Origin of the sequence: Actinophytocola sp. NPDC049390 (genome assembly GCF_044466355.1) — a bacterium.
Lineage (GTDB): Bacteria > Actinomycetota > Actinomycetes > Mycobacteriales > Pseudonocardiaceae > Actinophytocola.
The window spans coordinates 475,718-493,682 of sequence record NZ_JBITMQ010000002.1; the positions used below are offsets into that span (position 1 = coordinate 475,718).

The 17,965-nt window shown below is 72.0% G+C and carries 15 protein-coding genes; 6 read left to right on the plus strand and 9 right to left on the minus strand.

Features of this window, described 5'->3' with window-relative positions; all coding sequences use genetic code 11:
- Nucleotides 1-18 precede the first annotated feature (18 nt).
- Nucleotides 19-891, minus strand: a complete 873-nt coding sequence (locus ACIBVP_RS08410; protein ID WP_396105361.1) for a LysR family transcriptional regulator — start codon at nucleotides 889-891, stop codon at nucleotides 19-21.
- A 106-nt stretch (nucleotides 892-997) separates the two neighbouring features.
- Here ACIBVP_RS08410 and ACIBVP_RS08415 point away from each other — a divergent pair, with 106 nt between their 5' ends.
- The 3 genes from ACIBVP_RS08415 (at nucleotide 998) to ACIBVP_RS08425 (ending at nucleotide 5,795) form a co-directional block, all read left to right on the plus strand.
- Entirely contained in the window at nucleotides 998-1,864 is an 867-nt protein-coding gene (locus tag ACIBVP_RS08415) for an aldo/keto reductase (RefSeq protein ID WP_396105362.1), read from the plus strand.
- Nucleotides 1,865-1,901: 37 nt separating this feature from the next.
- Nucleotides 1,902-4,892: a BTAD domain-containing putative transcriptional regulator gene (locus ACIBVP_RS08420; protein ID WP_396105363.1), complete on the plus strand. Its 2,991-nt coding sequence runs from the start codon at nucleotides 1,902-1,904 to the stop codon at nucleotides 4,890-4,892.
- Nucleotides 4,893-4,982: 90 nt separating this feature from the next.
- Nucleotides 4,983-5,795, plus strand: a complete 813-nt coding sequence (locus ACIBVP_RS08425; RefSeq protein WP_396105364.1) for a glycoside hydrolase family 16 protein — start codon at nucleotides 4,983-4,985, stop codon at nucleotides 5,793-5,795.
- Here the strand turns inward: ACIBVP_RS08425 and ACIBVP_RS08430 are convergent.
- The 7 genes from ACIBVP_RS08430 to ACIBVP_RS08460 all read right to left on the minus strand — a co-directional run bounded on the left by ACIBVP_RS08430 (nucleotide 5,780) and on the right by ACIBVP_RS08460 (nucleotide 13,371).
- Complete coding sequence (locus tag ACIBVP_RS08430) at nucleotides 5,780-7,117, minus strand: rhamnulokinase family protein (protein WP_396105365.1); 1,338 nt, start codon at nucleotides 7,115-7,117, stop codon at nucleotides 5,780-5,782. The two genes, ACIBVP_RS08425 and ACIBVP_RS08430, sit on opposite strands and share 16 nt — an antisense overlap.
- Nucleotides 7,114-9,135: a bifunctional aldolase/short-chain dehydrogenase gene (locus ACIBVP_RS08435; protein ID WP_396105367.1), complete on the minus strand. Its 2,022-nt coding sequence runs from the start codon at nucleotides 9,133-9,135 to the stop codon at nucleotides 7,114-7,116. The genes ACIBVP_RS08430 and ACIBVP_RS08435 overlap by 4 nt, the downstream gene beginning before the upstream one ends.
- A 75-nt stretch (nucleotides 9,136-9,210) precedes the next feature.
- Nucleotides 9,211-10,233: a LacI family DNA-binding transcriptional regulator gene (locus ACIBVP_RS08440; protein ID WP_396105368.1), complete on the minus strand. Its 1,023-nt coding sequence runs from the start codon at nucleotides 10,231-10,233 to the stop codon at nucleotides 9,211-9,213.
- Nucleotides 10,230-11,483 carry an RNA polymerase sigma factor gene (locus ACIBVP_RS08445; protein ID WP_396105369.1) on the minus strand — a complete coding sequence of 418 codons (1,254 nt, stop codon included), beginning with the start codon at nucleotides 11,481-11,483 and terminating at the stop codon, nucleotides 10,230-10,232. The genes ACIBVP_RS08440 and ACIBVP_RS08445 overlap by 4 nt, the downstream gene beginning before the upstream one ends.
- 22 nt (nucleotides 11,484-11,505) lie before the next feature.
- A complete protein-coding gene (locus tag ACIBVP_RS08450; protein WP_396105370.1) occupies nucleotides 11,506-11,886 on the minus strand; it encodes a YciI family protein in 381 nt (126 codons plus the stop codon).
- Nucleotides 11,887-11,888: 2 nt separating this feature from the next.
- A complete protein-coding gene (locus tag ACIBVP_RS08455) occupies nucleotides 11,889-12,326 on the minus strand; it encodes a YciI family protein (RefSeq protein WP_396105371.1) in 438 nt (145 codons plus the stop codon).
- 100 nt (nucleotides 12,327-12,426) lie between these two features.
- A complete protein-coding gene (locus ACIBVP_RS08460; protein ID WP_396105372.1) occupies nucleotides 12,427-13,371 on the minus strand; it encodes a helix-turn-helix transcriptional regulator in 945 nt (314 codons plus the stop codon).
- Nucleotides 13,372-13,470: 99 nt separating this feature from the next.
- Between ACIBVP_RS08460 and ACIBVP_RS08465 the strand changes: the two genes are divergently transcribed.
- The 3 genes from ACIBVP_RS08465 (at nucleotide 13,471) to ACIBVP_RS08475 (ending at nucleotide 16,803) form a co-directional block, all read left to right on the plus strand.
- Entirely contained in the window at nucleotides 13,471-13,668 is a 198-nt protein-coding gene (locus ACIBVP_RS08465; protein ID WP_396105373.1) for a hypothetical protein, read from the plus strand.
- Nucleotides 13,665-15,491 (plus strand): DNA helicase RecQ, encoded by a 1,827-nt coding sequence (recQ, locus tag ACIBVP_RS08470; protein WP_396105374.1) that lies wholly within the window; start codon nucleotides 13,665-13,667, stop codon nucleotides 15,489-15,491. The genes ACIBVP_RS08465 and recQ overlap by 4 nt, the downstream gene beginning before the upstream one ends.
- 94 nt (nucleotides 15,492-15,585) lie before the next feature.
- Nucleotides 15,586-16,803: a M50 family metallopeptidase gene (locus ACIBVP_RS08475; protein WP_396105375.1), complete on the plus strand. Its 1,218-nt coding sequence runs from the start codon at nucleotides 15,586-15,588 to the stop codon at nucleotides 16,801-16,803.
- Here the strand turns inward: ACIBVP_RS08475 and ACIBVP_RS08480 are convergent.
- Complete coding sequence (locus tag ACIBVP_RS08480) at nucleotides 16,793-17,848, minus strand: isoaspartyl peptidase/L-asparaginase family protein (RefSeq protein ID WP_396105376.1); 1,056 nt, start codon at nucleotides 17,846-17,848, stop codon at nucleotides 16,793-16,795. The two genes, ACIBVP_RS08475 and ACIBVP_RS08480, sit on opposite strands and share 11 nt — an antisense overlap.
- Between the last annotated feature and the right edge of the window lie 117 nt (nucleotides 17,849-17,965).

The window sequence follows — 17,965 nt, forward strand, 5'->3', positions numbered from 1 at the left end:
CGAGCCAACAACCTCGACCTAGCTGGAGGTCAAGCCCGCCGCGCGGCGCACGTCCGCGACCAGTGCGACCGCGGCCGCGCTCGGCGGGTTCGCGGTCACCGTGACGGTCTCCCAGCGGGGCACCGGTTCGGCGAGGCCGATGAACCGCACCCGGTCGGTCTTCACCGAGAACGACTGCGGCACCAGCGCCACCCCGAGTCCGCACGCGACGAGGTCCAGCAACGAGTGCACGTCGGTCACCTCCAACGCGACGTGCCGCGCGCCGACGACCGAGTCCACCAGGTCACGGGTGCCCCAGTCGGGTGCGAAGTCCACGAACCGCTCACCGGCCAGCGCCGCCGCCGGCACCCGATCGGCGCTCGCCAGCGCGTGGTCCGGCGCGCACGCGAGCACCAGCGGCTCGGTGGCGAGCGAGGTCACCACCACCTCTTCGGGGTACGCGGCGGGCCGCGACACGAACGCCACGTCGAGCTTTCCCTGCGCCACCAACGAGGTCAGCTCGCCCGATCCGCCCTGCCGCAGCTCGACGTCGAGCCCGGGGTGGGCCGACACGAAGCCCGCGAGCACGGCGGGCATGTGCACGACGTGCAGGCACTGCAGCGACCCGATCGCCAGCGTGCCCCGCAGCAGCCCCTGCACGGCGGCGACGGCGGCCGCGCACGCGTCCGAGGCGGCAAGGGTCCGGCGGGCCTCGGCGAGCAACGCGGCACCGGCCGGCGTCAGCCGCACCTGGCGGGTGTTCCGCACGAACAGTTCGGCCCCCAGCTCCCGTTCGAGGGCCCGCACGGACGCCGACAACCCGGACTGCGCCACGTGCAGCCGTTTCGCGGCCCGCGTGAAGTGGCACTCCTCCGCGACCGCGACGAAGTAGGACAGCTGCCGCAACTCCACGATTAATCACCCTGACCGATCAACCCGATCGAAGACTTCTGTTGGACAGCTTAATCAGAGGGCGGGAAGCTGGAAGCGCACAAGGGTCTACCAAGGAGGCAGCACGATGCAGTCCCGTCGCATCGGCGACACGCAGGTCAGCGCCATCGGGCTCGGCGGCATGCCGATGTCCGTCGAGGGCAGGCCGGAGGACGAGCAGCAGTCCGTCGACACGATCCACGCCGCACTCGAGTCGGGCGTCACGCTGATCGACACCGCCGACGCGTACTCGCTGGACAACCGGGATATCGGGCACAACGAGTCGCTCATCGCCCGCGCGGTCGCGAGCTACGGCGGCGACACGTCCGACGTGCTGATCGCGACCAAGGGCGGTCACACCCGCACCGAGGGCGGCGGCTGGGGCCGCGACGGCAGGCCCGAGTACCTCAAGCAGGCGTGCGAGGCGTCGCTCAAGCGGCTCGGCGTCGAGGCCATCGGCCTGTACCAGTTCCACCGGCCGGACCGGCGCGTCGACTACGCCGACTCGGTCGGCGCGATCCGCGACCTGCTCGACGCGGGCAAGATCCGGTACGCGGGCATCTCCAACGCGAACCCCGACCAGATCAGGCTCGCCAACGAGATCCTCGGCGGCCGTCTCGCGAGCGTGCAGAACGAGCTGTCGCCCCGGTTCCGCTCCAGCGAGCCGGAACTGGACCTGTGCGACGAACTCGGCATCGCGTTCCTGCCGTGGAGCCCGCTCGGCGGCATCGCACGGGCCGGTGAGCTGGGCTCGTCCTTCCACGTGTTCGCCGAGGTCGCGAAGGACCGGGGCGTGAGCCCGCAGCAGGTGTGCCTCGCGTGGCTGCTCGCCAAGTCGCCGGTCGTGATCCCCATCCCGGGTTCGTCGCGGCCCGCGACCATCCGCGACTCGGCCGCCGCGGTCCACCTGGAACTGACCGCCGACGAGTTCGCCAGGTTGGACGCCAACCACTGACGCACCCCGGGCCGCCGGACTCTGCCAGAATCCCGGGGTGGAGTTCGGCGTGCTGGGTCCGGTGGCGGTCTGGGACGACGGGCGGCCGATCGCCATCGGCAGCGGCAGGCAGCGGTTCGTGCTCGCCGCCCTCCTGCTCAACGCGGGCCGCCTCACCAGCACCGACCGGCTCGTCGACGCGCTGTGGGACGACCCGCCGTCGACCGCCCGCCCCCAGCTGCACAACGTCATCAGCAACATCCGCCGCAGGCTGCGCGCGGCGACGGGTGGCGACGGCGAGCTGATCGTCACCCGCCCCGCGGGCTACGAACTGCACCTCGGCACGCACGGGCTGGACCTCGTCCGGTTCCGGGACCTGGTCGCGCAGGGCAGGCAGGCCGGTTCCGGCGGCGACCACGGGCGCGCGGCCGAACTGTTCGCCGGCGCGCTCGCGCTGTGGCGGGGCCCCGCACTCGCCGACGTCGCCGACGACCTCGCCGCCACCACCAGGGCACTGCTCGGCGAGGAACGGGTGAGCGCCGCGGAGGCGCGGCTGGAGGCGCAGGTCGCGCTCGGCCGTTACGACGACGTGCTGCACGAGCTGGAGCCGGTGCTCGCGGACCACCCGTACCGGGAACGGCTGCACGAGATCCGCATGGCGGCGCTCGCCGCGTCCGGTCGCCGCGCCGACGCGCTCGCCGCCTACCGCAAGCTGTACCGCCTGTTCTCCGACGACCTCGGCGTCGAGCCGGGACCCGCGCTCCGCGACCTCGAACAGCGGATCCTGCGCGGTGAGCCACCCGCCCCCGCGCCCCGGCCGGTGACCGTGCCGAGGCAGCTGCCCGCCAGCTCACCGATCCTCACCGGCCGCGACGAGCTGATCGACGAGATCGCCGCCGACCTGGCCCGCGCCGACCAGGCGGCCGGACAGGTCCGCGTGCTCGTCGGGCCCGGCGGTGTCGGCAAGACGTCACTCGCGCTGGCCGCGGCGCGTCGCGCCGACCACGCGTTCCCCGACGGGCAGCTGTACGCCGACCTGCGCGGCGCCCAGAACGCACCCGCCGACCCGCACGCGGTCGTCGGCCGGTTCCTGCGCACACTCGGCGTGCGCGGCGCGGAGGTGCCCGACGACCGGGACGAGCGGATCGCGCTGTACCGCAGCCACCTCGCGGGCAGGCGCGTCCTCGTCGTGCTGGACGACGCGGCGGGCGAGGAGCAGGTCCGCCCGCTGCTGCCCGCCACACCGGGCAGCCAGGCGCTCGTCACCTCACGGCGGCGGCTCGACGCGCTGCTGGGCGCGACCCGGTGGTCGGTGCCGGTGCTCGCGCCCGGCGACGCGGTCGCGTTGCTGGCGGCGGTGATCGGCGAGCAGCGGGTCGGCGGCGCGCCCGAGGCCGCGGAGGCGGTCGTCGAGCTGTGCGGGCGGCTGCCGCTCGCGGTGTGCGTGGCCGCCGCCCGGCTCGCCGTCCATCCCGAGTGGACACTCGAGGAGTTCCGCGGCAGGCTCGCGGACCAGGTCGGCCGCCTCGACGAGCTGTCGGTCGGCGACCTCGACGTCCGCGCGAGCATCGAGCTGAGCTACCAGGCGCTCGACGAGCCGCTGCGGGTGCTGCTGCGCAGACTCGGGCTGCTCCTCACCCCCGACTGGCCGACGTGGGTGGCGCAGGAACTGGTCGGGGAGCCGTCGACCGCACGCGTGGAGCGGATGCTGGAGCGGCTCGTCGAGACGCACCTCCTCGAACCGCTCGGCCGGGACGCGGTCGGCCAGTACCGCTACCGGCTGCACGACCTGATCCACGCCTTCGCGGCGGAACGCGCCGAGGCCGAGGACCCGGCCGACGAGCGGGCGGAGGCGGTCGGGAAAGTCCTGTCGTCGTGGCTCGCGCTCGCCACCGAGGCCGACCAGCGGGCCGACCACCACACGATCTACTCCAGCGGGCTGGAGGCCGTGGCCGCGCCACAGGTCGCGGTACGGGCGACCCGCGACCAGCCACGGGCGTGGCTGGAGGTCGAGCGCGCGAACCTGACGGGTGCGATGGAACAGGCCAGCGCGCAGGGCCACGCGGAGATGGCGGGCCTGCTCGCGCTGCGCATGTCCGGGTTCCTCGCGTTGCGCGCCTACGACGACGAACGCGAACACGCACTCGAGGTGGCGGCGAACGCGTTGCGCACGACCGGCCCCGACGACCTGCTGCTGAAGATCCTGCAGGCGCTGTTCGCGGTGTACGCGCAACGGGCCCGGTGCGCGGAGATGCCCGCGCTGGCGGCAGAGGCGCTGACACTCGCCACCACGCTCGGCGACCACGACCGGACGATGCGCGCGCTGCTGCACGCGGGCGTCGCGGCGCGACGGCTCGGCAGGCTGCGTGAGGCCGCCGAGATGCTCGACGAGGCCATCCGCGAGTGCGACCCGGCGGCGCCCGGCTCCGCGCTGCCGTCGCTGCTGATCAACCGCGCCGAGGTGCACCGCGACCTCGGCGAGCCCGCCCGCGCGCTGCCGCTGGTCGAGGAGGCGCTCGCGATCCGCCGCACGCAGGGCAACCGGCGCCTGCAGGCGATGAACCTGATCATCTACGCGTACGCGCTGATCGACGCCGACCGCCTCGACGACGCGGAGGCCGCGCTCGCCGAGGCACGTCGCCTGACCGAGGCGATCGACGACGAGCTGCACGCGGCCTACGTCGAGCAGACGATGGCCGACGTGGACGTCCGACGCGGCCGGTTCGCCGCGGCCCGGCGCAGGCTCGACCGGGCGTTGCCGGTGTTCACGGCGCTGGGCAACGCGGACGGGTCCGCGGAGGCGCACCGCACGCTCGGGGAGCTGGCGATGGCGAACGGCGATCCGGCCGCGGCCCTCGGGCCGTTGCGGGTGGCTCTGGAGACATGGCACCAGCTGCGTGCCCCGCTGGAGGAGGCCCGGCTGCTGGCCCGCCTCGCCCGTGCGCAGGAGGCGGCAGGGGACGCGGACGCGGCCCGGGCATCGGAGACGGAGTCCGAGGCGATGCTGGCCGATCTCGGCCTCCCTCGGGTGTGCCTGCGCCTGCGGTAGATCCGGCAGGAAGCGGCCACGGCGCGCACCCGGGACCGCGGCCGCGGCGAGGCTGGGCACGCAACTGTTCGTCGGGGAAAGGATCTGGACATGCGCAGACGCTGGCTTGTCGCGCTCGGGGCCGTGGTGTCGCTGTCGGGGGCGGTGTTCGCGCTGCCCGCGTCGGCCGCCGAACCGGACACGGCGGCCGAGCGGTACGGCTGGGGTGAGCCCATCGCGGCGGGGTCGGACGAGTTCGACTACGGCTCGGAGGCCGAGCCCGCGGTGCCGGACCAGGAGAAGTGGTCACTCGCGGGCGGCGGAGTCGGCCAGTGCTGGCCGGGCCACTCGGACAACGGGCGGCGCTGCGACGAGAACACGCGCGTGGTCGGCGGTGTGCTGCGCCAGACCGGTGAGGCGAACGGCGACTCCGGCTGGCTCGCGTCCCACGTCGGGCAGCGGTACGGGCGGTGGGAGGCCCGCGTCCGGTCGCAGGCCACCGGCGAGAACAACGGACGCCAGTACCACCCCCTGCTGATCCTGTGGCCGGACTCGAACCAGTGGCCGGAGGACGGCGAGTACGACTACCTCGAGAACGGCGCTCCCGGCGAGGACTGCGCGGAGGCGTTCATCCACTACCCGCACGACGCGGACGCGCCGGTGCAGCAGGAACACGCCCAGCTGTGCGGCGTGGACCTGTCCGGGTGGCACAACATCGCGATCGAGTGGACGCCCGACCACGTGAAGGGCTTCGTCGACGGCGTGGAGTGGTTCAGCTTCTCGGGTGGCGCCAACGACGTGCGGGACTGCATCCAGTGCGCGCCGTCGATGCACCAGACCATCCAGCTGGACAACTTCTACGGCGACGACCTGCAGCCCGCGATCTACGAGGTCGACTGGGCACGCGTCTACGCGCTCGGCTGATAGCGGGTGACCGGCTGCGTGGCGCGGACCAGCGCACGCAGCCGGTTCAGGTCACCGTCCAGCGCGCCGAGCGCCCTCGCCTGCACGAGCACGTTCCCGATGGCCGTCGCCTCGACCGGGCCCGCCACCACCGGCAGCCCGCACGCGTCCGCGGTCAGCTGGCACAGCAGCGCGTTCCGCGCGCCGCCGCCGACGATGTGCACGACGTCGATCTCCTTGCCGGACAACGACTGCGCGTCCTGCACCGCCCGCCGGTGCGCGTCGGCCAGGCTGTCCACGACGCACCGCACGATCGCGGGCCGGTCCTCCGGAACCGGCTGCCCCGCCCTCTCGCACGCCGCCACGATGCGGCCCGGCATGTCGCCCGGCGGCAGGAACACCGGGTCGTCGGGGTCGATCACCGCGCGACGCGGCCTGCGGGCGGCCGCCTCGAGCAAGTCAGCTGTGTTGGCATCCCACTCGCGCACGCACTCCTGCAGCAGCCACAGCCCCATCACGTTGCGCAGGTAGCGCACCGTCCCGTCGATGCCCAGCTCGTTGGTGAAGTTGGCTGCCCTGCCGGCTTCCGTGAGCACCGGCGCGTCCAGTTCCACGCCGACGAGCGACCACGTGCCGCACGAGATGTAGGCGAACCGCGTGTCCTCGGCGGGCACCCCGGCGACCGCCGAGGCGGTGTCGTGCGACCCGACCGCGATGACCGGCGTGCCGTCGTGCCGTCCGACGACCGTGCCCGGTTCACGCAGTGGCGGGAGGAGGGCCGGATCGGCGACCTTCTCGATCAGCGCGGTGGCCCAGGTGCGGGTGCGCACGTCCAGGAGCTGGGTGGTCGACGCGTTCGTCACCTCGGCGCCGATCTCTCCGGTCAGCCAGTACGCGAGCAGGTCCGGGATCAGCAGCAGGCGGTGCGCGAGGTGCAGCCGGGGTTCGGCGGCCAGCTGGTGGATCGTGTTGAACGGCAGGAACTGCAGGCCCGTGGTCGCGTACAACTCCGCCGCGCCGAGGCGTTCCAGGTTGTCGCGGGCGTGCGCGGTCCGCTCGTCGCGGTAGTGCACGGGGTTGCCGAGCAGCGCGCCGTCCGCGTCGAGCAGGCCGTAGTCGACCGCCCAGGAGTCGATGCCGATCCCGTCGACGGGCCCGGCAGCTCGCAGTCCGTCGAGAACTCCTTGGTACAGGGCGAGGATGTCCCAGTGCAGTGTCCCGGCGATCCGAACAGGACGGTTGGGGAACCGGTGGCACTCCCGCAGTTCCAGGGTGTCCGGGCCGACCGCGCCGACGATCACCCGTCCGCTGGCGGCGCCGAGGTCCGCGGCCGCGACCCTCATCGCAGGAAGGCCGCGGCCACCCCGGCGTCCACCGGGACGTGCGACCCGGTCGTGAGCGACAGGTCACCGGCGCACAACGCGACGACCGCCGCCGCCACGTGCTCCGGCAGCACCTCGCGCTTCAGCAGCGTGCGCCTGGCGTAGAAGGCACCCAGCTCCTCCTCCGGCACCCCGTACACGGCCGCGCGCTGCGCGCCCCAGCCGCCCGCGAAGATGCCGGAGCCGCGGACCACGCCGTCGGGGTTGATGCCGTTGACGCGGATCCCGTGCTCTCCCAGTTCGGCCGCGAGCAGCCGGACCTGGTGCGCCTGGTCGGCCTTCGCCGCCCCGTAGGCGACGTTGTTGGGACCGGCGAACACCGCGTTCTTGCTGGAGATGTAGACGATGTCGCCGCCGATGCCCTGCTCGACCATGATCCGCGCCGCCTCACGGCTGACGAGGAACGAGCCCTTCGCCATCACGTCGTGCTGGCGGTCCCAGTCGGCCTCCGTGGTCTCCAGCAACGGTTTCGACACCGACAGGCCCGCGTTGTTGACCACGAGGTCGACGCCGCCGAAAGCCAATACAGCCGTACGGAAAGCCTCCGCGACCGCGTTCTCGTCCGTCACGTCGACGGTCACCGCGATGCCCGTCTCGCCGATCTCACTCGCGACCTGCTTGGCGGTGTCGGGGTCGCGGTCGGCGACGACCACGCACGCGCCCTCGGCGGCGAGCCGCAGCGCGGTGGCACGGCCGATGCCCGAACCACCGCCGGTCACGAACGCGACGCGGGTGGCGAGAGGCTTGGGTTTGGGGCGCCGCTTGAGCTTCGCCTCTTCGAGCGCCCAGTACTCGATGCGGAACTTCTCGCGTTCGTCGATCGGCTCGTAGACCGACACCGACTCGGCGCCACGCATGACGTTGATGGCGTTGACGTAGAACTCGCCCGCCACGCGCGCGGTCTGCTTGTCGGCGCCGAAGCTGAACATGCCGACGCCCGGTACCAGCACGATCGCCGGGTCGGCGCCGCGCATGGCCGGGCTGTCCGCGTCCGCGTGGCGCTCGTAGTAGGCGCGGTAGTCGGCGCGGTAGGCCTCGTGGAGTTCCTTCAGGCGTGCGAGCAACTGGTCCAGTGGCGTGGTGGGCGGCACGTCGAGCACGAGCGGACGGACCTTCGTGCGCAGGAAGTGGTCGGGGCAGCTGGTGCCCTTCGCGGCCAGCTCACCGAGCCGCTCGCGGGACAGGAAGTCCAGCACGCCGGCCGAGTCGGTGAAGTGCCCCACCTGCGGGTGGTCGGTCGAGGCGAGCCCGCGGACCGCCGGGGCGATCCGGGCGGCGAGCAGTGCGCGGTCGGCGGGTGCGAGCGGCTCGACCACTACCGCGCCGAACGGGTCGGGCCTGCCGTGCTCGTCGAGGTAGCGCTGCGCGGTGGCGATGATCTCCAGCGAGTTGGCCTCGCACTCGTCGCTCGTGGCGCCCCACGCGGTGATGCCGTGCCCGCCGAGGACCACGCCGATGGCCTGTGGGTTGTCCCGCTGCACCGCCGCGATGTCCAGCCCCAGCTGGAAACCCGGCCGCCGCCACGGCACCCAGACCACGCGGTCGCCGAAGCACCGGCGGGTCAGCTCCGGCCCGTCCACGGCGGTCGCGAACGCGATGCCCGCGTCCGGGTGCAGGTGGTCGACGTGCGCCTGCTCGACGAGGCCGTGCATGGCGGTGTCGATCGACGGCGCCGCCCCGCCCTTGCCGTGCAGGCAGAAGTCGAACGCGGCGACCATCTCGTCCTCGCGCTCGACACCCGGGTAGACGCCGGTCAGCGCGCGCAGCCGGTCGAGCCGCAGCACGGCGAGGCCGCCTCTGGTCAGCGTGCCGAGGTCGCCGCCGGAACCCTTGACGTACAGGAGATCCACGTCGGTGCCGGTGACCGGGTCGGTGGCGGTGGTCGTGGCGGACGTGTTGCCGCCCGCGTAGTTGGTGTTGCGGGGGTCGGCTCCGAGCCGGTTGCTCCGTCGCAGCAACGCCTCGACCTGGTCCGTCATGCTGCCCTCAACCATCGAAGTTAAACGTTTCAATCGTGCCTCAGCATGGTGGAGCGACGAAAAGGTGTCAAGGACTCAGCGCTGGATCCGTGTCGAGGCCCGCACGACCAGCTCCGGCCGGAACCGGACCTGCTGGTGCTGGTGCGACGCGTCGCCCGACGCCTCCTCCAGCAACAGCCGCGCGGCCGTGCGGCCGAGCAGCTCCCTCGGCTGGCGCACCGACGTGAGCGGCACGGCCGCGGCCTCGGCGAACTCGATGTCGTCGTAGCCGACCACCGCGAGATCGCCCGGCACCGACAGGCCCTGCCGCACCATGGCCTGCAGCAACCCGAGCGCGAGCAGGTCGTTGGCGCAGAACGCGGCGGTCGGGCGCCGCGAGGCGGGCAGGCCGACGAGCCGCTCCCCCGCGCGCCTGCCCTCGGCCACCGTGAGCGCCTCGGTCGCCATGCGCACCAGCTCGATCGGCCGGTCCGCGGCGAGCGTGGCCTGCCGGGCGCCCTCGAAACGGTCGCGCACCTGCTGCACGCTCGCCGGGCCGCCGACGAACGCGATCCGCTCGTGCCCGGTCTCGAGCAGGTGCGTCATCGCCAGCTCACCGCCGAGCACGTCGTCGACCGCGACCGAGCACTGCTGCTCGTCGACCGACTGGCAGTCGACCAGCACCACCGGCATGCCGCGGCCAGGCATCTCCGCGAGCCGCTCGCCACCCGGATCGATCGGGGTGATCAGCACGCCCTGCACCCGCTGCTCACGCAGCCGCTCCAGGTACTCGCGCTCGCGGCCGCCGTCCTGGTTGGAGTTGCACAGGTAGACGACCATCCCCTCGGCGCGGGCCGCCTCCTCCACGCCACGGGCGACGTCGTTGAAGAACGGGTTGGCCGCGTCCATGACCACGTACGCGATGGTCCTGCTCTGCCCGGCACGCAGCTGGCGGGCGGTCTCGTTGCGGACGAACCCCAGCTCGACGATCGCGGCCTGTACGCGCAGGCGGGTCGCCTCGCTGACCAGGTGCGGACGGTTCAGCACGTTGGACACGGTGCCGATGGACACGCCGGCGACCGCGGCGACGTCCTTCATCCCGGGGGTGCTGTCGGTCATTCCGCCGCCCGCTTCAGCAGCAGGGACCGCTCCCGCTCGTTGCGGGTCAGCTCCGCGGCCCGCTCGAACTCCGCGCGGGCCTCCTCGGTGCGGCCGAGCTTGGCCAGCAGGTCCCCGCGCACGCTCGGGAGCAGGTGGTACTTCTTCAGTGACGGCTCGTCGAGCAGCTCGTCGACGACGTCGAGCCCGGCCTGGGGGCCGAACGCCATCGACAGGGCGACCCCGCGGTTCAGCTCGACGACCGGCGACGGCACGAGCTGCACGAGCCGCGCGTACAGCGCCGCGATCCGCACCCAGTCGGTGTCCTCCGGGGTGCGGGCGCGCGCGTGACAGGCGGCGATCTCGGCCTGGAGGACGTAGGGGCCCATCGGCTGCTCGAGGCGGGCCGCACGCTCCAGCGCCGCGAGACCGCGCCGGATCAGCAGCTGGTCCCACTTCCCGCGGTCCTGGTCGTACAGCAATACAGGTGTACCGTCCGGCGCGGTCCGCGCGCGGGAACGGGACGCCTGGATCTCCATCAGCGCGATCAGGCCGTGTGCCTCCGGCTCGCCCGGCACCAGCTCGGCGAGGATCCGGCCGAGCCGCATCGCGTCCTCGCACAGCGCGGGGCGCATCCAGTCGTCGCCGCCGGTGGCCGCGTAGCCCTCGTTGAAGACCAGGTACACGACCTCCAGCACGGACGCGAGCCGCTCCCCCAGCTCACTCGCCGCGGGCACCTCGAACGGGATCTTCTTCTGGGCGAGGGTCTTCTTGGCCCGCACGATCCGCTGCGCGATCGTGGGCTCGGGCGTGAGGAACGCGCGGGCGATCTCCTCGGTGGTCAGCCCGCCGAGCAGCCGGAGCGTGAGCGCCACCCTGGCCTCGGTGGACAGGACGGGGTGGCAGGAGATGAAGACCAGCCGCAGCAGGTCGTCGGAGATGGTGGAGTGGATCGCGTCGAAGTCCGGCTCCGCGGTCGGCAGCTCCTGGGTCTCCAGGTCACGGCCGATCTCGGTGACCTTGCGGTCGAGCGTCTCGCGGCGGCGGAACATGTCGATGGCACGGCGCTTGGCGATGGCCATGAGCCAGGCGCCCGGGTTCTCCGGGACGCCCGACTCGGGCCACTGTTCCAGCGCGGCGACGAGCGCGTCCTGCGCGAGTTCCTCGGCGAGACCGACGTCGTGCACCATCCTGGTCAGCCCGGCGATGAGCCGGGCCGACTCGATGCGCCATACGGCGTCTATCGCGCGGTGGGTCTCCAGCGTCGGCATGCGCCTATCAAAGCAGCTACGCCTACGCCTCCGCCGTCGCGGACGGGATCAGGTCCTCGGGTTCGAGGACCTGCCTGATCTCGATGTGGGACTCGACCCCTTCGGTGCACGGGACCCGCTTGACCCACTCGATCGCCTCCTCCTTCGACTTGACGTCGAGCAGCCAGAAACCGGCGACCAGCTCCTTGGCCTCGGTGAACGGGCCGTCGATGACGGTCGGCGTGCCGTTCGTGAACCTGACCCGCGCCCCCTTGGCCGACGGGAGCAGGCCCTCACCGGCGAGCAGCACGCCCGCCTTGATCAGCTCGTCGTTGTAGCGGCCCATCTCAGCTATGTCGTCGGCCGACGGCGAGGCGTCCTGCTCCGACGCCCCGTCGGTCTTGACCATCACCATGAAACGCATCGTCACTCCTTGAATGTGCTGTCGGTCAGTTCGCGGAGGCGCTCGGTGTGCTCGCGGTTCTCGTCGGTCATCGCGTCGCCGAAGTCGTCCGTCCCGGCGACCTCGCGGATCTCGATCTCGACGTTGCCGTGGCCGTCCTCGACCGGCCACTTCTTCACCCATTCGAGGGCTTCGTCGAGCGAGTCGACCTCGATCATCGTGTACCCCGCGATCAGCTCCTTCGCCTCGGCGAAAGGACCGTCGACGACCGTCGTCCTGCCGGTGCCCGAGAAGTGCACCCTGGCCCCCTTGCTGGAGGCCGTCAGCCCGTCGCCGGACACCATGACGCCCGCCTTGATGAGTTCTTCGTTGTAGCGACCCATGGCTTCGATGAGCTCGGGACTCGGCGCGACACCGGCCTCGGTCTCCTCGTCGGCCTTGCGTATGAGCATGAAGCGCATGCCTGTCGTCCTTCCCTCGTCGTTTCGTCGTCTCGTCCCAGGCTCGCCGAAACCTAGCCGCTGACCACACGTCGGACGAGCCTCCCCGGGATCGACACGCTTACCCCGATTCGGTCGCCCGTGCCACTCGACCGTTCATCGCACGCAGGTAGTCGATCAGTTCCCGCGGTTCCTCGACGGTGAACTCGCATCCCGCGGCGGCGAACCGGAACGCGTGCCATCCGAGGGTGTCGGCACCGGCGCGCACGCGGCTGCGGTGGTCGTCGACCGGCTCGACCACCCCGAGGTGCGGCGGCACCCGGTCCGCGGGCAGGTCGACGACGACCACGGCCTCGTAGGTGGGCGCGAGCGAGTAGAGCCTGCTGGTGGTGAACGACGCCGGGTCGCCTTCCGGCAGCTCCCGGAGCCGGAACCGGGCACCGGTCCCCCGGGCGTTCGCAATACGGTCGACCCGGAACAGTCGCCAGTCGTCCCGGTCGAGATCGAACGCGGCGAGGTACCACCGCCTGCCTGCCGCGACGAGGCGGTACGGCTCGACGTGCCGCGTGGTCTCCGCGCCGTCGTTGTCGCGGTAGCGGAACCGCAGCCGCTCCGTGTTCGTCACCGCGCCCGCGATCCCGGTCAGTTGACTTGGATCCACAGGATCCTGCGCACCGGTGACGAGCGGGACGGTCGCCGAGGAGAGCGCGCCGACCCGGTACCGCAGCCGCGACGGCAGGATCCGTTCGAGCTTGGTGAGCGCGCGGACGGCCGCCTCCTCGATGCCCTGGACGGCCTGACCGGCGGCGGCACGCAGACCCACGGCCATGGCGACCGCCTCCTCGTCGTCGAGCAGGAGCGGCGGCATCGCCGCACCCGCGACGAGCCGGTAGCCACCCTCGGCACCCATGGTCGCCTCGACCGGGTAGCCGAGTTCGCGGAGCCGCTCCACGTCGCGCCGGACCGTCCGCGGGCTGACCTCCAGCCGCCGGGCCAGCTCGCTGCCCGGCCACTCCCTCGGGGTCTGCAGGAGGGACAGCAACGCGAGGAGACGGGCGGCGCTCATACCGTGAGCATATGGGACCGATCCTGTCCTAATTGAGTGTCGGGGCGGCTCGGGTTTCCCGCCGGGGGTCCTGGGCACTGGAAGCGGTCAGGCAGGCGCGTGGCGCTGACGGTGGCGCCGTTCATCCGCATGACCAGGGCCCGGCGCGCGGAACTCAACGAGCAGGCCGAGCGGGTCGGGAAGATCCTCGGCGCCACGCCGGAACCGCACATCGGCGAGGTCACGGTAGGTGGACACGCCTGGCCTGTGGACAACTCCCCGGCGTTGTCGGCCGTCGCCCCTAGAATCGCCGCGTGACTCTCCCCGAGACCGCCACCCAGCCCGCGCTGGACACGCTGCGCCGCGTGTTCGGCTACGACGCGTTCCGGGGAAACCAGCAGGACATCATCGAACACGTCGTCGGCGGCGGGGACGCGCTCGTGCTGATGCCGACCGGCGGCGGCAAGTCGCTGTGCTACCAGATCCCGGCCCTGGTGCGGCCCGGCGTCGGCATCGTGGTCTCCCCGCTGATCGCGCTGATGCAGGACCAGGTCGACGCGCTCAGGGCGCTCGGTGTGCGCGCCGGTTTCCTCAACTCGACGCAGGACTTCGGCCAGCGGCACGAGGTCGAGGAGGCGTTCCTGGCAGGCGACCTCGACCTGCTGTACCTGGCGCCGGAACGGCTGAAGGTCGAGTCCACGCTGCGGCTGCTGGACCGCGGGAAGATCTCCCTGTTCGCCATCGACGAGGCGCACTGTGTCGCGCAGTGGGGCCACGACTTCCGCCCGGACTACCTGGAGCTGTCGCGGCTGCACGAGCGGTGGCCGGCGGTGCCGAGGATCGCGCTGACCGCGACCGCGACGGCCGCGACCCGCAAGGAGATCGCGCACCGGCTGAACCTGGACGACGCGCGCCACTTCGTGTCGAGCTTCGACCGCCCCAACATCCAGTACCGGATCGTGGCGAAGAACCGCCCCGAGCTGCAGCTGCTGGAGCTGCTCACCACCGAGCACAAGGGCGACGCGGGCATCGTCTACTGCCTGTCCCGGGCTTCGACGGAACGCACGGCGGGGTTCCTGTCCGACAACGGGATCGAGGCGCTGCCCTACCACGCGGGCCTGGACGCCGGCACCCGCGCGCGCAACCAGGCGCGGTTCCTGCGGGAGGACGGTCTCGTGGTGGTCGCGACCATCGCGTTCGGCATGGGCATCGACAAGCCCGACGTGCGGTTCGTCGCGCACCTCGACCTGCCGAAGTCGGTCGAGGGCTACTACCAGGAGACCGGTCGCGCGGGCCGCGACGGCCTGCCGTCGACGGCGTGGCTCGCGTACGGCCTGCAGGACGTGGTGCAGCAACGCAAGATGATCCAGACGTCGGAGGGCGACGACGCGCACCGCCGCCGCCTCGGCACCCACCTCGACGCGATGCTGGCACTGTGCGAGACGGTCGAGTGCCGCCGGGTGCAGCTGTTGAACTACTTCGGTCAGGAAGCGCAGGCGTGCGGCAACTGCGACACGTGCCTGAGCCCGCCGGAGGCGTGGGACGGCACGATCCCGGCGCAGAAGGTGCTCTCCGCCGTCTTCCGGCTGGACCGCGAACGCCGCCAGAAGTTCGGCGTCGGCCACATCGTCGACATCCTGCTCGGCAAGCAGACGGCGAAGATCCAGCAGTTCGGCCACGACTCGCTCACCGTGTTCGGCGTCGGCACCGACCTCCCCGAGCCGGTGTGGCGCGGCGTGATCCGCCAGCTGCTGGCCCAGGGCCTGCTGACCGTGGAGGGCGACCACGGCACGCTCGTGCTCACGGAGGCGAGCGGGGAGGTGCTGGCCCGCAGGCGCGAGGTCCGGCTGCGGCAGGAGCCCAAGCGCGCGGCGAAGCCGGCGAGGACCGCGAAGGCCAAGGCACCGCAACAGGAACTGTCCCCGGAGACGCAACCGGTCTTCGAGAAGCTCCGTGCGTGGCGCGCGGCCACCGCGAAGGAACAGGGCGTCCCCGCCTACGTGATCTTCCACGACGCCACGCTGCGCCAGATCGCCACCGAAGGCCCCAGCACGCTCGCGGAGCTGGGCGGGATCAGCGGCGTCGGCGAGAACAAGCTCGCGAAGTTCGGCCAGCAGGTCCTGGACACGCTCGCCGAGTGACCGAGCGCCCGGGCCGACGCGGCGTGACCGGCCTGAACAGTCCCTTTACCTGTCCTGCGTAGGCTCGCCGGGACGACAGGTGAGAGGGGCTGGTGTGCTCGCGTACCTCATCGGCGTGGTGCTCTTCGCGTTGTGCATCGGAGTCTCGCTGGCCCTGCACGAGGCCGGGCACCTGCTGACGGCGAAGGCGTTCGGCATGAAGGTGCGCCGGTACTTCGTCGGGATGGGCCCTCGCGTCTGGTCGTTCCGGCGCGGCGAGACCGAGTACGGGCTCAAGGCCATCCCCGTCGGCGGGTTCTGCGAGATCGCCGGGATGACCGCCCTCGACGAGGTCGACCCCGAGGACGAGCCGAGGGCCATGTGGCGGCAGAAGACGTGGAAGCGCACGGTCGTGATGGCGACCGGCCCGTTCACCCACTTCCTGCTCGGCTTCGTCGTGCTGTACGTCATGGCCGTCACGTTCGGCCTGCCCAACCTCGCCGAGAAGCCGGTCGTCTCACAGGTGTCGGCCTGCGTGCACGACGCGACGACCAACGAGCAGCTGGCGAACCCGACGTGCGCCCCCGGCGAAGCCGGTCCGGCGCAGGCGGCGGGGCTGCGGCCGGGCGACGAGGTGCTGTCCGTCGGCGGTGTGTCGACGCCGACGTGGACGGCGATGGTCGAGGAGATCCAGCGCGCGGACGGCCCGACGCCGTTCGTGGTGCAACGCGGCGACGAGACGGTGCGGCTGACCGTCGACGTCCCCCGCGTCGACCGGCCCGTCACGAACTCCGACGGTGAGGCCGCCGTCGCACAGGTCGGGGTCGCCGGTGTGATGGCGACCCGGTCGTTCGAGTACGGCGCGTGGTCGGCGATCGGCGGCACCGCCACGTTCGCCGGTGACATGTTCGCCCAGACCTTCCAGAAGCTGATCGAGTTCCCGCAACGCATCCCGGCGGTCGTGGACGCGATCTTCGGCGGCGAACGCGACCCGGACACCCCGGTCAGCGTGGTCGGCGCGAGCCGCATCGGCGGTGAGGCGGTCGAGGCCGGGCTGTGGCAGGTGTTCCTGCTCCTGCTGGCGGGCCTGAACTTCTTCATGGGCGTGTTCAACCTGCTGCCGCTGCTGCCACTGGACGGCGGGCACATCGCGGTGACCTGGTACGAGCACGTCCGCAACCGGCTGCGCGACCGGCGCGGCAAGACCGCCGCCGCGCCGGTCGACTACACGAGACTGTCGGGGATCACGATGGTCCTGGTGCTGATCGGCGGCGCGGTGTTGCTGCTGACCGTCACCGCCGACATCGTGAACCCGATCAGACTCACCCAATAGGGGTTTCGTCGTTGTACAGCCGGGTGACGATCCGTCCGTCACGGGTGACGTAACCGTTGATCAGCCCGGCCGTGCTGTGCGGCGTCGCGAGGTTTCCCCTGGGGTCCAATGCGATCACGCCACCGGTCGCGCCGAGCGCCGGGATCTTCTCGTTGACCACGGTCGCGGCGGCCCGCTGGACGGGCGCGCGCGTGTACTCCATGATCGCGGAGATGTCGTGCGCCGCAACCCCGCGGATGAACACCTCACCGGTACCGGTGCAGGACACCGCGACGGTCCGGTTGTTCGCGTAGGTACCGGCACCCACGACCGGCGAGTCGCCCACCCGGCCGACGAGCTTGTTGGTGAGCCCACCGGTGGAGGTGGCGGCGGCGACCCCGCGCCCGCGGTCCACGGCGACCGCTCCGACCGTGCCACCGCTGTCGACCTTCGCGTTCTCCTTGGCGTCGATCAACGCGTCCCAGCGCCGCTGGGTGAAGAAGTAGTCCTGGGTCGTGTAGGGCACGCCGTTCTGGAGCGCGAAGACGTCCGCCCCGCGGCCCGCCATCATGACGTGCCGGGACCGTTCCATCACCATGCGCGCCAACGAGATCGGGTTCTTCGTGTTGTGCACGCCCGCGACCGCCCCGGACCGCAGGTCGGCCCCGTTCATGATCGACGCGTCGAGCTCGTGCTCCCCGTCGGTGTTGAACACCGCGCCTTTACCGGCGTTGAAGTTGGGGTCGTCCTCGAGCACCCGGACGGCGGCCTCGACGGCGTCGAGGCTGGACGCGCCGTCCTGGAGCAACCCGTACCCGGCACGCAGGGCCCGCGTGAGCCCGTCCCGGTAGGCGGCTTCCCGCTCGGCGGACAGGCTCCCGCGCGGGATGGACCCGGCACCGCCGTGCACGGCGAGCACCACGTCCCGGATCACGGAACCCCCGGCGGGCGCGGCCGGCGCGGCCGGCGCCGCACCGGCGGCACCCCCGAACAACCCGACGGCCACACCGGCGGCGACGGCGGTGACCACCACCCGGATCCCACGAGACGGCAGGGACGACGACATGGGATGAACCTCCTCGAAACAGACGAAAGGTCATCCCCACCTTCGACCGTGTGACGACGACCTGTCCACCGCCAAACCGGTCACCGAGTCGTCCACAGCCCGCGGCGGCCCGGCTAG

Bases quoted from the DNA above. Each gene is read 5' to 3' on its own strand.
- ACIBVP_RS08435 (WP_396105367.1), bottom strand. From the start codon at position 9,135: ATGACGGACCAGGTCGAGGCGTTGCTGCGACGGAGCAACCGGCTCGGA.
- ACIBVP_RS08450 (WP_396105370.1), bottom strand. From the start codon at position 11,886: ATGCGTTTCATGGTGATGGTCAAGACCGACGGGGCGTCGGAGCAGGAC.
- ACIBVP_RS08415 (WP_396105362.1), top strand. From the start codon at position 998: ATGCAGTCCCGTCGCATCGGCGACACGCAGGTCAGCGCCATCGGGCTC.
- ACIBVP_RS08480 (WP_396105376.1), bottom strand. From the start codon at position 17,848: ATGTCGTCGTCCCTGCCGTCTCGTGGGATCCGGGTGGTGGTCACCGCC.
- ACIBVP_RS08440 (WP_396105368.1), bottom strand. From the start codon at position 10,233: ATGACCGACAGCACCCCCGGGATGAAGGACGTCGCCGCGGTCGCCGGC.
- ACIBVP_RS08430 (WP_396105365.1), bottom strand. From the start codon at position 7,117: ATGAGGGTCGCGGCCGCGGACCTCGGCGCCGCCAGCGGACGGGTGATC.
- ACIBVP_RS08455 (WP_396105371.1), bottom strand. From the start codon at position 12,326: ATGCGCTTCATGCTCATACGCAAGGCCGACGAGGAGACCGAGGCCGGT.
- ACIBVP_RS08460 (WP_396105372.1), bottom strand. From the start codon at position 13,371: ATGAGCGCCGCCCGTCTCCTCGCGTTGCTGTCCCTCCTGCAGACCCCG.
- ACIBVP_RS08425 (WP_396105364.1), top strand. From the start codon at position 4,983: ATGCGCAGACGCTGGCTTGTCGCGCTCGGGGCCGTGGTGTCGCTGTCG.
- ACIBVP_RS08445 (WP_396105369.1), bottom strand. From the start codon at position 11,483: ATGCCGACGCTGGAGACCCACCGCGCGATAGACGCCGTATGGCGCATC.